Here is a 15684-nt window from a genome sequence, read left to right on the forward strand (position 1 = left end):
AGGGAAAGCCTTATTATTCTGAATACTGGTATATTGGTGAAGTTAACTAAAGGTAAGAATTTATGTTTTAAATATAAATCTCGGCCAACAACGCCGAGATTTTACTTTATATACCAGCTAATTATCCTTCATTAGCCAGCCGGATAATCAACTGCCCCCGTTCAACGGTGATGTTCACCGCCTGTCCGGTCGCAAAGCCCGCTTCTTGCAGCCAGTTCCCTTTTAAGTGCACACTGACAATGGCCCGGCGGGAAAAACTGGCCTTCGGGGGCGAAAAGCGTGTCAGGGAGTTTTAGGTTCGGCGACAAAGCAGCACTGGAAAAAATGGGTTGTAACTGACTGAAGGCATTAAGAAAATCGTCGTTCGGCGGTCAACTTCGCAATGGAATGCGTTGTTGTGGACAATAATCATCTAAGCGTTGACCAAAATCGTTCAAGGAGTTAGGAACTGGTCAACTGTCAGGAGGATACCAGTTGTCGTTCTGTTGTCAGGGATAAGTATCGCCAAGAGGTAACTCTTTTTACTCAGAACATTGGTATCTTGGTGAAGTAGACAATAGATGCTAATACCTCATCGATGATGAAAGTTATCTTGAAAAATGCCGTTAAAGAGCTAGCTTCTTCGCGGTAATACGCAGTTTAAGGATAAGTGAGCATGATTGCATATATTCCGTTGATTTTGATGGTTTTGAGTCTGTTGGGGTTTCTTGCCTGCTTCATCTGTTTTGGCTTGAGCAGGAAAGTTTCACTAAGAAGTGTAAAATCTCCATTGCTCTTTTTTGATTTTTGTTTTTTTAATAAAAACAAACTTACTAATTTTTCCATGATAATATTATTTGTTATTTATATATCTGGAATTTGGTTTGAATTTATTAAAAATGGAAACTTAATTTCCTTTGCTGGCTATTTTATTGGAGTATTTGCAATTCTTATTTTTCTTATTCATTGCAGGTTTTTCTCAAAAAGAAAATTTGCACATAGAAATAATATTGAATTCATAAAAGAGTTTGTTTTTGAAATGGAAATAAGCCTTCAAAATACGTCATTATGGTTATCTAGGTTATTTTATATTGTTTGGCTTTATTTGTTTTTTTCTACGTAATTGTTGTAGACAGTAATGCATTTAATATGGGAAGTCTGTTTGGTTATAAAGGAGGAGAAACTCAGTTTGATCTTATGGGGCAAAGGACCGATACATTTACTAATGAACGGGCTATTCAAAAAAATAGGAGAACAAAATGGTTATCTTAGCTAACAATAACAAGATTAATATCAATAGGCACTTAATTATACTTAATCGAAAAATCATTAAAGCGATAGAAATTGATAATGGTTCTGTTCTTGTCTTAATTGATATTCCTATAGGAGATGATGGACTAAATAATTTATTTTCTTATACAAAGAACGGAGAGTTTCTTTGGCAAATAGAGCCCTCGAATTTACAAAAAGAAGGTCAAACAAGTTACCCATACGAAGGGTTGAATGTTGTTGAAGGGCAATACTTTGTTGTTGATTTTTATGGAAGAAGAATATTTTTCGATCCTTATACTGGTCTATTCTTATCACGAGATGTTGTAAAATAAGATATGGATAATAACGCATTAGCGATCAGTTTGATTCATACATGAGCTAATATAGGTATTTAACATACTTCTAATGGTAGTATTAATTTCAATTATGTTGTTTTTGTGCATTGGACTGGCTCAAGCTATGTAAAATGTGAGGTTTAAAGAATGATCGAGTAAAGTTTTTCTTTATTAAAAATATCATATGGATATTAGTTATATTTTTATGAATCTAACTATTCCTTTATTATCAGATTATTGTCTTGGTTTTTTATAGATAGAATATTTATTTTCACCTGAAAATATAAATAATTCCATTAGAAATAGGGGTATTTATCGAACTAATAAGTTATTGGTTTATATACTATCACCTGTATGGTTTACGTAAATTAATAATCAATCTTTTGATTGAAGTTATTATTTGGAGGAGTTTTATGAAGTGTATTAAATGTGAAAACCCAGCATTACATGAATCAGAATTTTGCGCAGTATGCGAAGAGAAAGAACTGAATGGAATTGGTGGATTTCTCTATTTTCCGGCAATAAATATTATCTTTTCAATATTCAGCTCTTTATTTAGTGCATATAAAACAATGACAATCTTGATCTCTGGTTATGACTTTCTAGGTGAATTACGTATCCTTATAGAATTTGAGTTTATTTGTTTTACCATTATTTTTGGAATTGCACTTTATACATCTATTATTTTCTTTAAGAAAAAGAAAAGAACACCTTTATTTTACATTATCCTTTTAGTTTTTACTTCATTATTTGTAATCACTGATTTAGCATTAGCTCATTATGTATATGAAATAAAACTGGATTATAATTATCTCTTCTTGCTTTTTAAAACCATGATTTATTCATGTATATGGGTTCCTTATTTTATTATATCTATTCGAGTTAAAAGAACATTTATAAAGTAATGATTAAAATTAAATTATTTTGCAAATAATATTCAATAAGAGTAAGTGAATTTTTTGTAATTAATATTTATACCCAATGGATTTCAAGATGCATCGCGACGGCAAAGGAGCGAATCCCCGGGAGCATAGAGAACTATATGACCGGGGTCAGTGAGTGCAGCCAACAAAGAGGCAACTTGAAAGATAACGAGTATATTCAAAAAATATGATAGTCAAAACTACCTTGGTCTTATGAATTGTTCCCCGAAATTAAACAATTTAAATCACGCGTTCATTAAGGTCTGAATCCTGTATTTTACTGGGCTCAGACTGTTTAATTTCTACTTGATTCGTAAGCGTGCGGCGAAAAATCTTACTCATTCTTATTAATCAGTGAACAATTTACCCAAGAACGATAATACTCTTGCGGGATTAAGATGGCTCACCTATCCAGTGAGCCATTTTTACTTTTATTACTTAGCGTTATAGCAAATTAATCAGGCAAATTTCCCCTTGCCAATTGTGGTATCTGCCCAAGCCGTGGTAATAGCCATTTTCTCCCTGCTATCCAACCCTTCGATAAAACCGTTATCACCGGCTGTTGGGGCAAAACTGCTCATTGCCTGAATCAAGGTGTCAACTGCATTGTCTGAAAGTGCCGTAAATTCACGCTCTCCTGATGCATCCTTACGCCCCATCTGCATCACTAATTTGGCACGGTTGCCATTAAAGTAATGACTAAAGGTGACTGAACCCACCGATTCAAACAGGCTCTGAGCGGTTTTATCCTGAGTACGGCGATTCACTGATAACACGAGATCGTATCCACTGCGCTGGAACCACAAGTTTTGCCAGTCAATATCGTTAAAGACAATCATATCTTCTGCATTGATATCATCAATCTGACCGTCAATCACCTTACTACTGACCACAAAGCTGTCTACCCCCGCACCACCCCGGAAGTGGTTCTGGTATCCACCCAAAACCAGTAGATCTTGACCATCACCGCCATCAAACTGGCTGAATTTCGAAATTGTGGCCGCGATCAGGTGGTCATCACCCTCTCCACCATTAATTACCGCATAATAGCCCATCAGTTTAATTACATCGTCACCCATGTTGCCGTCAATTCGGTTGTCATTACCAAACACCCGGCCAAAGTCATTGCCTTCACCTAGTTCAACCCGGTTGTTATTACCGATAGTCACAGCATAATCCTGTCCTTCCCCAGTATCTACCCGGTTGTAGTTACCAGAGGTGACAACGTAGTCCTGCCCGTTACCGGCATCAATAAAACCATCTTCGCCAAAAACAAACGTCTGATCATTACCTTCTCCCATAAAGACTTGGTTAATGCGTCCAGCTACCACTGCGGTATCATCGCCGCTACCGCCAAACATCCAGTTTTCACGTCCCATCAGAACGCCGAGGTCATCACCTTCTCCGCCGGTAAAGATGTTGGAGGTGCCGATTGAGTAATAAACATCGTCACCGCGTCCCCCCCAGAAGTTGTTGTTATCTCCCAGATAAGCACCGAGATCTTTACCGTCACCGCCCCAGTTGAAGTTGTAGTTCCCCAACGATATATGGATATCGCTATCCCCTTGCAAATGACCGCTGTTACGCAAGAAATCAAACGTTTTCTGCTCCATGTTGAGCAAATCTGCGGTTAGATTCTCTTTTAAGTTGGTCACTAACGATTTCATCTCTTGTTGTTTATCTTGGCTGAATATCGTCGCAAACAGGTTAGGTAAGTTCAGCGAATTAAAGCCCAATGCACGCTCAGGTTTGTTATTAGCCTGAATATTCCCACTGTTGATGGCGCCCGGTACGCTTTTTTCCCGATTTTCATCAGGCGCTTTCTCTTTCAGCCCATGACTGACAAGAAATGATTCAATACCATCAGCACTCATATCTGCGTGCTGTTTCAAACCATCAATCAATTTATCCGGATCAGTGAAGACACGTAGTTGCTCACCACCAAACTTGTGAATAACTTCCAGCATCTCTCGCAAAATAGCCTTGCCATCAACCGGCTCACCAGTACGGGCGACAATCTGCCCCTCCGGGGTGTAATCCACACCAAAAATATCCGCTAAAGTGGTATCTGCATTCACACTGGATAACCGACCAAGCAGTTTGTTTTTAAGCTGACGCGGTAAGTCCTGTAGATTGTAAGTAAATGTTGTCTTCGCCAGACCCGTCGTTGAATATTGCTGCGTCATCAGACCAAACAGAGAACCTAAGTTGGTATCCAGAATCGATTGAATATGGTCGCCGAACATAAAGTTCCAGCTACCGGTTGTAACCTGAATGTCCGCCCCCTGACCACCTACCGCAAAATTGAAGGCTAATTTTTCATTGACCTGACGAAATTTATCCGCACGGCTCATTTTACTGGTATCAATATTGCTGCCGTGACCACTTAACCATTGGTGGTATTTTTTGTTCAATGCCGCTTCCGTGTCACTTTTCAAACCACGGCTACTGCGCTCAAGCTGCGAATCCAGATCAACCAAAGTCTTGTAATCCACACTGCTGGTTTGGTCTAAACCAGACATATCCCGCACAAATTTTTTCGCGCCAGATAGCGTCCACTGTTGATTCTGCGCCGCCAACCAATCCCACTCTTCGCCGGAATGAGCAATAGATTTCAGTACACCGGTAATACGAGCAGCGCCATCAAATGGATTAACTAACGGCGGCGTAGGGATGGATTTATCCATCATGACAATCAAGTCATTACTGCGACCTTGGTTGAAGCTGACGTTACGGTTGCCAATAAACATCTGCGCCCCTTCAAATGCTTGATAACCACCCAGATTAACGCTGTGCTTACTGTCACCATCCCCAATGTGAACCATCACATTGTTGTCGCCAAAGGCCAGTGACTTAAAGCCGCCAGTACCTACTTTGATACCTACGTTTGATGTTCCCCAGTTGATCGCGGTAAATTCACCGTCACCCACGTTTACCTGTATATTCCCGGCGTAATTCAGCGACTGATCCGATTGAGGATTTGAACCGAGCGCTATCCTGTTTTTGCGCTTCCCTGGCGCGGTGAAAATATCATGGTTATTCGCAATTGCCCCTTTGGTTACTGAATCAGCTTCTGTGTACCCCACTTTGGCAAGGTTGATATCGCTTTCAGCCACGCCACGACGCAATTTTTCTGTTGTAGTCGTTAGCTCACCCTGTTCATTCCAGCGTAACACCAGTTTGTTATCGTTCAACTTGTTAACCCACTGATTATTTTTATCACGGGTAAATTTACGACCTGTTGCATCAACTGCCACTTCACTACGACGCGCTGAAACATCACTACGGATGCCCTGTTTATCTAAAGCGGCAATAAAACGATAGGCAAAACCATTCCGTTTATCATCACTAATCAGTGAACAACCCACGATGCTGATACGATCAGGTTTACCTGCCTGATTAAAGTTCTGACTGAACTGTTTTAGTTTTATTGCCAATTCATCAGCACTATAACCACTCAAGCGAGTGTTATTTTGTGCCGATTCGTTACGGCCGTGACCAACAATCTGCCAACGTAATTTGCCTGATAATCTGGCAGGATCACCATAAATGACATGATATTTGCCATCAGCATCAAGTTTAACCACTACGCTGGATTCTGGGTGTTTACCCGCCAGATTGATCGCTGCTTTTGCTACAATCGGGTCATTTTCCATTTGAATAATGAGCTGACCATCAAAACGTGTCCCACGATTGTCACTCTTTTGCAGCGAGTTATTCACCACAGCCCGATTTTTATTTTGAGAGCCGGAGAGCGTTGATACAATCCTATCAGCATATTGGCTCATCAAAGCACCGCTCTCGACATGACCATAAAAGGTTTGTTCACCCGATACGCGATAACCAGAAGCGGTCAATCTTGTACGCAGCTTTTCCCCTTCATGCCCTAAACCTTGATTGTCGGTTAACAACATGATCGGCGTATTGATCGGCAGACCTTTGAGGTTTTTTTCCACTGAAAATTGTCCATTCATCGCTTTTGCCAATGCCCCAATTATGCCGCCAGGGTTTGGTATGTCATGGGCGGCTATGGTTTTAGTCATACTCGATATTGGCCTGTCGAGTAACAGCCCTGACACCGCTTGATTATTTTGCGCCGCATATCGGGCAAGATCAGCCGCCACCGGCCCACCGACGGAATAACCATGAATGATAATATTACCCGGCTTAATACCGCGATCTTGCACCAAGTAGCGAAACATTGTCCGGGCATCCTGATAGAATCCTTGTTCACCGGGGCTACCATCACTACCACCATAGCCGCGCATGTTGATAGCCAGCATATCAATGCCCTGATTTTGATAGTGGCTTTGGATATCATGAGCTTGCTCTTCCGCAGATAAACCTGAGCCATGAAGGAAAAGCACGACTTTTTTCTCTGTTGTTGTCGAAGCATCACCTGATTCTATGTCACCCTGATGATAATATCCGGTTAAACGCCCTTCCTCGCCTTTCAGGGTGATTTTGCTTGATTTGTCGTTAGCAACCGCATCATTAAGCATAGCCTGTGTTTCATCGCTGATATGGCGACGATCTTCTTTAAAACCATGCAGTTCGTTGTTAAAGAATCGGGTCACTGGGTTTAAAGAGTCTTTATCCTGTGGTGAAGTATCATCATTCTCAATTAATACCGACTCTGGCGCTCCATTTTTGCCCGATAACGCCTGCAATACTTCCACCTGAGAGTCTTCCACCGGAGAGCCGTTCTGCTCTCTCTCCGGGGTATTTGCTCGATAAAGGTGTTGGGTTTTCTCAAACGCATTATTTAATGCCTGATTTATCCATAGTTTCCCTTTATCCCCGGCAATATCCATCAGATCCCTATAACTCGCGGTGTAGTTTTGCAGTACCTGCCTACGATTATCACCGGTCTCCTGCAATGCTTTGTAAACCACCAAACTTTCATTAACCGAATGACCACCATCAAATACCAAGAACACCAAAGTATTAAGATATGCCTGCTCCTGCGAGAAAGTGGGATCTTGACTAGCAATATAGTTATTAAGATGAACCATGATATTGGTCGATCCTGATGCTCCCGTCACCACGGAATGCCCTTGTGCCAAGGCATTACGCTCAAGCGTTGTTTCCCGTCCAGGCGTTAGTACTCTGCCTGCCGCCACCTTTCTGCCATACAGAAAATCTTCATATTGATCACCAGATGGCTGGTAAGGCAGTGCAATACCATAATCGTTGGTTTTCTGTTCAGTCAACTTCACTTTGTAGGTAACATCCGCCATATTCGTTAACTTACTACTGGTGGAACGCGCCTTATAGATCTGATCCCGATAGAAAATGTCCGCTTCCGCTTTCCATTGAGATAAATGTAATCCCATGCCATCAGTGAGCGACATTTTTACTGCCAGAAATGGAATTTTGATCATTTCAAAGCCGTTATCCACCTTGGTCATCATGATTTTAAAGTTATCAAAGGTCGGTTTTTGCAGGAATGCGGTCAGTTCAGGCACTCGACTGAACCAAGGGCGGATATCCTTTTTAATTTTTTCGGCGAACGCTTGCATCCTGATAGCAATCTGTCCGTCGCTGACGGCTGAGTCAGAAGTACTTTGCATATACAGCTCAAACTCCTGCACCAGAAACTGACCTATCCGCCTGGAGGTAGCTATCGCATCTGGCGACACAGTTTTCACTAACGTATGCGCCAACTCAGAATCAAAACGACGGCCAAATAAGTTGTCAATATATTGGGTAGTCGACTTTTCTCTGTGAGCGTCAGCCTGTAATGACAGTGCCAAAGCATGTAATTTAGGATATGCCTGTAACTGGTTGACAGCATCATCAAACAACCGGACGGTTTCTTGCGATGTGACTTGCCCAGTGAGCCAAAGTTCCCTAGCCCGTTTGATCAAAGGCCCCGCTTCCGGGATATTCTCGGCGTCTAATCGGCTCATGAAAACAATGAGGCTTTCACTTTCAGTCTTAGGCGCCTCCCGTTCAGCCGTTGAGTTCTTTCGCGTTAAAGGTGTAATCTGCCATTTAATAAGTTGATTAATTTCGTCTTGGGTGACGCTACCTTTCAAACCAATAATACGTCCGGTTCCATCAAATATAACTCGCTGCTTAAGATGTTCAGCATGTTGAGGAGCCACAGCGATCCCAAGCACGCCAGCGGATTCGGCTCGCTGGGCCTGCAAGTGTTCCATCATCCGGCCCATCCTAAAACGGATTAAGTTCACTTGACTGACACGCAGAGCAAATTCTTTTGGGTTACGCTGTTGCCAATGTGAAAGTGCCTGCTCAAACTGCAACACATGCTCTTCATCAAAATGGCTCATCGTTTTATAGAAAATATCACGTACAGCAATAAGCGCTTTACTAAGCTGCCTTTTCCGCCCCAATGTTCGTACATTAGGGTTGATAAATAGCTTATTTCCCTCTTTCAATAAATTAAATTTCGCACTTTCAAATATAGCGGAATTTTTCTGCTCTACTTTGGCATCATTCCCCAACGATTCCAGATTAATGCCTGAAATCCGCGGCACTTTTCTGACATGCTCGCCTAAACTGTTCGACCTTGGCGTCACCATATCGTCAGATTGTACTTTGTTGTCAGATCGTGCTTTGACCAACTTTGAAGTAGTTAAAACGCCGGTATTTTCCGCGCGGATACCGGCATTTATCTGTAGACGATCAACCGCTAGTTTGGCGCCATCCAGCGCTTGTAACTCTTCTTCGGTCAATCCCTTGTAGAATCTTTTTTCAGCTTTCAGTATTAATTCGGGATCAACATAGCTACCGGTTTCCCCTGCGCCTGTCGATTCGTAGGCATTGCCAGACAAACCACTACCACCGGCACCGGTACGATCAGGTTTGGAATCGCTCTGTTTTGCCCTTCTGGCATCTTCTTGTACCTGAGCAATCTTATTTTCAGCCGCTGCAATATCACGTTTACCCCGATATTTCGCCCCCTGATAGGCGATATTTGCGTCATTTTCCGCTTCTTCGGCCAGTTGTTGCTGCAATAACGCCTCTTCTTTCCTTAACGCGGCTTTTTCCTGAGTCTCTGCAATGTCTTGTTTTACACTGGCATGGTGCTGTTCACTCTGTGCTACGCCGACTTCGGATTTCGCAACCGCTTCTTTTACTTGTTGTTGATTATCCGTAATAGACCGTAGAGCATTAGCTAATTTTTTCTGGGTAATAAATTTGGTGTAATTCAACTCATCCTGGGCACGGCTCAAAAATTGGGAAGCAAACTGATTGCGCCACTGGTCGCCTGATTGGCCGCTGTAATTGGCACCGCTGTAGTTGGAATAGTCATTAAGCACCTTCAGACCTTGTGTCATGGAAACCAGTTTGTCAGTCTCCACCTGCGCTTCTGCTTCTATCGCGTTACGTTGTGTCAGCCCATTTCGGCTAAGTGCTTCCTGATCCGTTAATTCCAATTGGGATTGAGATTTTGCAATCGCTGCCAGTTGTTTCTCTTTTTCCTGTTCTAACAGTTGGCGATCTTTTTCGGCTTTTTCTTTATCACTTAGCGCATTTTGCGCCGCTTTATCCTGTTTCACATGTTCGGTAATAATATTGGCTTGTAGCGAGCTTTCAGATTTTGCAATAACGTTATCCAGAATATAACCTACGCCGTCACTCAAACCAGTTCCTTTAAACTCAATTCGATTACTGCCCGCTTTTGCTGTCAGCTCTAGCGTTTTATTTTGCCATTTCGCCGCGTCGCCAAAAGTCGAGAATACAAGTTTGCCGTTCCAGAAAACATCCATACCATTGTCGGCTGAATAAGAATCGGGACGATTAGCAAAATCAAAGCTTAACGAAATCACTTCTCCCTCGGAACGATTTTGCAGGTCCTGATAAATAGTGGTGTTTTTATCAACATCAAGTTCACTGACTCGTTCGCCATAACGGGTATTATTAGGTCCATCAGTACTCAATGGGCTATATGCCGCAATATCATTGGTTGATTGCCAATCTAATTTACTTTGCTTAAAGTCATTATTGACAATCAGTGACGTTTCAGATTTCACAACGATATTGTCTAAGATGTAACTAAATCCATCATCCTGACCTGTACCTTTAAATTCAATCCGGTTAGTACCTGCTTTTGCCATTAAATCGAGTTTTTGGGTGTGCCATATAGTTCGCTGCCCAGAAGTTGAGAATACCTGCTTACCATTCCACAACACCTTTATTCGATTGTTATTCAGATCATTACCCATCATTTCTGAATGACTCATAAAATCAAAAGTCAGTGAAACTACTTCTCCTTCAGATAAATTTTGCAATTCCTGCCAAATTACGGTGTTTTTATCAACATCAAATTTACTGACTCGTTCACCATTACCGGTATTATCAAGACCATAAACACTTGCCGGGTTATATGCCTCCATATCATTGGTTGATTGCCAACCTTGATTACCTTGTTCAAAGTTACCATTGACGATCAGATTTTCATTCTGATCCGACTCCGATCGCGTTTTTTGACTCAAAGCACCTTCTATTGAACTGACGTCAGGCGTCTCCACGGCTGTTATAGCACCATTGAGACGATGGTTTAAATCTGAACTTACCGGCGAAATTTCATCCATTTGAAAGCCATCAATGGCAGATACTTCCGCTAAATTAATCGCGCCTCTGCCTTCATGGGTGCCCGACGTGTTAGCTTCCTCCCCATGAACCAAATAGTTGATTGCCTGACTGCCTCCCACTCCGAGTACAGTTTGTTTGATATTGTCGAAGAAAGAAGCAAGTTTGTTGCTTTCTGTATTACTCGATGCAACAGCCAAGCTGTAGAAATCACCATTACCAATCTTAACCACCGCGTTATTACGTGCATAACAAGCATTGATACCCAGACCATCACCAACATGAATATTGGCATTGCCTTTACCCTTCATAACAGCAATATTAAGGCCATCCCCAACTTTGGTATTGACGTTATATTTCCCCCACGCCACGTTAACCGAAACACCATTACCTACGTGAGTGTTAATGTTAGCGTCACCATGAGCAGCAGTGACATTTAAGCCATTGCCTACTGTCGTGGTCACGTTAGCTTTCCCTTTTGCCGCCGTAATCTGCATACCGTCACCCACTTTAGTGATGACATTGCCTTCGCTCCACAAGGCATTAAAACTGTCGCCCTTACCCACCTGGGTGACAATGTTAGCCTTGCCTTTAGCAAGCACCACATTGCGTCCATCTCCCACCTTAGTAATAACGTTGGCTTTGCCCCAAGCGCCGGTGTAATCATCGCCGTTACCCACATGGGTGATAATGTTGGCATCCCCCTGAACCACCGTAACTTCTTGTCCATTCCCCACTTTGGTAATGAGATTAGCTTTACCTTTCGCGAAGTTGTAACGGTCGCCATTTCCCACTTGAGTCAGGATATTGGCTTCCCCCCAAGCCGCATTCACTCCGGCGCCATCGCCAATTTTGGTGATGATATTGGCTTTACCTTTGGCAAAACCCACCGTCGTCCCCTCGCCGACATGGGTCATCACATTACCCACATCAGAAATAAGCAGACCGACCGTGGGACCGTTTCCTACTTTGGTCAGAATATTGCCTTTACCAAGCAAAACAGCCGCCGTCGTTGAGTTGCCGACATGGGTAATCACGTTCGCTTTCGCCGCCGCAACTACTCCCATAAAATCATCACCCACTTTGGTAACAATATTGGCCTCACCCAGTGCTAACACGCCGGTTAAACCATCCCCGACATGGGTCATAATATTGGCTTTACCAAACATGGCCGCCAGTGTCGTACCCTTACCGACTTTGGTCATCACATTCAATTCACCGGCAAACAAACCGATACTGGTGCCATCACCCACATGCGAATAGATATTGGCTTTCCCTATCATTAAGGCGGCGGTCAGGTCATTGCCAACTTTGGTCAGCACATTGGCGCCGCCAATCATGGCGGCAAAGGTATTGCCATTCCCGACGTGGGTAAAGATATTGGCTTTGCCGATCATCGCCGCCAGAGTCATGCCATTACCCACTTTCGTGGCGAGATTGCCCTTTGCCAGCATTAGCGCAACACTTGCTCCATCCCCAATATGAGTAAACACATTGCCTGCGGCTACCATTAATGCCAGCGCGTCACCGTCACCCACTTTGGTAAAGACATTCACTGCGCCGCCCATTAACGCCCATGCATCCCCTTTGCCGACATGGGTAAACAGGTTGCCCGCGCCAATCATGGCGGCAATCGATGTACCATTCCCGACTTTGGTGAAGATATTGCCTGCCGCAGCCATCACGCCCAGTGTCAAACCGTCGCCAATATGGGTCAGCACGTTGCCAATGCCGAACATGATGCCGGCGGCATCACCCTTGCCGACTTTGGTCAAGATATTAGCGCCACCGAGCATAACGCCCGTGGTATTGCCGTCACCGATATGCGTAAGGACGTTCGCACCGCCGCCCATGACCGCCAGTGCATTGCCTTTCCCTTTCTTGGTAAAGATGTTAGTTCCGCCCAATGCAATAGCAGTGGTGTTGGCCGTTTCGCTCTCATCACTGAGATGGGTGATAATATTGGCGCCGCCGAACAGACCGGCAATCAGATCTCCCGCACCGAGTTTAGTCAGTACGTTAGCACCGCCTAAAAGTATGGAAGAGATATCCCCTGTTCCCGCCTGAGTAATGACGTTAAACCCCCCCGCACCGGACCAGTTCCCATTGCCATTACCGATTTGGGTATGCGTGTTGTACCCGCCTAGCATCAGCACCCGGCTGTTACCACTGCCTTTGTGGATCGAGATATTGCCATAGGACAGAAGATGAGCCAGATATTGTCCATCCCCGACACGCACCAGAACATTTACCGCGCCGCCAGCGTAAATATCCATTTTCCCGCGCTGGCCTTGGTGAACCAGAACATTGGCTAAACCCGCGCCATGAAATGTCAGATCGCCCTTTTCACCGCTTTTTACCACGACGTTAGCTGCACCAGCGCCATCAAAATTGGTATCGCCGAATTTTGAGCCGTGCAGAATAATGTTAGCCGCGCCCGCCCCTGTGAAATTAATATTACCGTGCGTCACATTGGATGTAATAACATTGCCGCCACCGGCACCGATGAAATAAATATTACCGGAGCTATCACCGCCATTCTTTGATGATTTGATAAGATCTTGCTCTGAATAACCTTCAAGATCAGTTAAACTATCAGAAATATCATCTATTACATTTAAATCATAGTGAAGTTGGCTTAACGTATAACCAGCCCCCATTGATTGATAACCGTGAGGATAGGAAAAACTTTCATCTGCTAAACGGTCAGTATGGTCACCTGTTTTATACCAAGATTTTGCAATATATTTCAGCTTCCCTGTTTCATAATCATTGGCTAATTTAACCTCAACCACTTTGGTATAAGGGGCCAAAAATATTGCATATACATAAGTATTTGGTTGTTCGTTTGACTTTACCGGCGAGACATCGATTTTCAGGCCATTAGAAGAGATCGCATATCCTCCTATTTTGGCACTGCCTAATGTGACATCTTCCGCCTTAACGTTGGCGCCGCCAGAATAATTTACCCATTTGTCGTTTAATAATGCCTTCTCAACACCTTGTATCGTGGTTTCTTGTCGATATATAAAATTAATATTGCCAAGCGTAATAGCACCTTCGCCTTTAACAGGGATAAATCCATTATTTACATTGATATTTTCTTTAGCGATATCCTTAAGATGATTACCTTCCTTATACCAAGAAGTGGCATAATAACGGAGCTTACCAGTATCAGGATCATTTTGCAGCCGTACAGCGACAACTTTAGTATTAACATTATTGGCAAAGGCAAAGAGATAAGTATCAGGCTCTACTGCGGATTTAATCGCTTTAACTTGTTGAGATTGTTGAATCCAGCTTCCCTCCATTGTTGCTGATGTCATAACAATATCTTTAGCCTGAGCAAATTCTATTTCATTTTCCGTACCTGCTCGGGTAATTTCATTATAAGCCCCTGCGCCTGTAAAATGAATATTACCGTGGGCGACATCAGAATAGAGTCTGTTATAACCCCCCGCGCCTTCAAAAGTAATATCGCCCTGCGTCTGTCCATACCCATCTTCACTGTGGCGTATACGTTCAATACGATTCGCGGCCCCCGCTCCGTGCAAGGTAATATCCCCTTCTCTACCTCTACGTACAACATGATTATCAGCACCAACACCATTCAAAATGATGTCACCGCTTTCTATCCGTGAATCGATACTATTTGCAACGCCTGCACCGTTAAATGTCACATCTCCTTGAGTGCCTTCATAATGATTATACCAAGTACGGTCAATTTTATTAGCCGCTCCTGCACCGGCAAAATAGACATCTCCCTGATCAGTTTCATGCCATAATTTATTGTATCCGCCAGCGCCTTTAAAACTTATATCTCCAGATAAACCTTTACGAGCCAGTTTGTTATAACCAGCAGTACCCGAATAATATAAATCTCCCGTTTCACCCGTGTGATCAATAAAAGCCGCACCTGATGCGCCGGCAAATGACAGACCGCCATTTCCCGTTTTGCTAATACCGGTATAACCTGATGCTCCCTTTACTGAAAGTTTACCAGTTGTATGGTATACATCTACTTTTAATGAACCAACCGTAACATCATCATCTCCGCCATAAGCATAAACTTCACCACCGACACCAATAGCAGTAATACTGTTGCCGTCATTATCGTCGTAATATTTTCCAGTAAAGAAGTACTCGGTACTTCTATTTGATGATTTTCCCATAAATAGCCCTTTAATTTATTATTGAGGTTAAGCAGAAAACCACTGCACCTAACGGATAGGGCAGTTATTTTGAATATTCAAGCTCTCATCTTCTGAATTTTTAATAGCAGAAAATTAAATAAAGGATAAAACCGCCATTAAAATTAACATCAGATATTGTTTACACGAATTTATCAGACATACTTTTTCCCAAAAGTAATTTATTAATAAAACGGATATAACAAGAAGAACACCTATTTCAGAAAAGTTTCAACTTGATGCATTTACAAACACCTTAAAACAAATTCATTGAATGAGATAAATAAAAAATTCAAAAAAATCGTTAACGCAGATATTTTTTCCACGATAATATTGAAAATACAGACAAGATAATAAAGTAATGACTAAACTAAGATATAAAATTTTATCAATTACGATCAATTGTTTTATTCCATTTCCATA

The 15684-nt window shown here is 42.6% G+C and carries 5 protein-coding genes; 3 read left to right on the forward strand and 2 right to left on the reverse strand.

The annotated features are described in order from the left end of the window. Positions 1-121: 121 nt before the first annotated feature. On the reverse strand, positions 122-232 hold the full coding sequence (locus BA1DRAFT_RS21755) for a SymE family type I addiction module toxin (protein WP_235200972.1): 111 nt from the start codon (positions 230-232) through the stop codon (positions 122-124). A gap of 423 nt (positions 233-655) precedes the next feature. Here BA1DRAFT_RS21755 and BA1DRAFT_RS04860 point away from each other — a divergent pair, with 423 nt between their 5' ends. From BA1DRAFT_RS04860 to BA1DRAFT_RS21200, 3 genes are all read left to right on the forward strand, one after another. Continuing rightward, positions 656-1102, forward strand: coding sequence for a hypothetical protein (locus BA1DRAFT_RS04860; protein ID WP_036776660.1), 447 nt, complete (start codon positions 656-658; stop codon positions 1100-1102). 136 nt (positions 1103-1238) lie between these two features. Then, entirely contained in the window at positions 1239-1583 is a 345-nt protein-coding gene (locus BA1DRAFT_RS04865; RefSeq protein WP_036776662.1) for a DUF7957 family protein, read from the forward strand. Positions 1584-1999: 416 nt separating this feature from the next. Next, positions 2000-2491, forward strand: a complete 492-nt coding sequence (locus BA1DRAFT_RS21200) for a DUF2569 domain-containing protein (protein ID WP_051560664.1) — start codon at positions 2000-2002, stop codon at positions 2489-2491. A 476-nt stretch (positions 2492-2967) separates the two neighbouring features. Here BA1DRAFT_RS21200 and rtxA read toward each other — a convergent pair whose 3' ends face one another. Beyond that, positions 2968-15243 (reverse strand): MARTX multifunctional-autoprocessing repeats-in-toxin holotoxin RtxA, encoded by a 12276-nt coding sequence (gene rtxA / locus BA1DRAFT_RS04875; RefSeq protein ID WP_036776663.1) that lies wholly within the window; start codon positions 15241-15243, stop codon positions 2968-2970. Between the last annotated feature and the right edge of the window lie 441 nt (positions 15244-15684).

The sequence above is a fragment of the Photorhabdus aegyptia genome (assembly GCF_000612035.1).
In the GTDB taxonomy this organism is placed as follows: Bacteria; Pseudomonadota; Gammaproteobacteria; order Enterobacterales; family Enterobacteriaceae; genus Photorhabdus; species Photorhabdus akhurstii.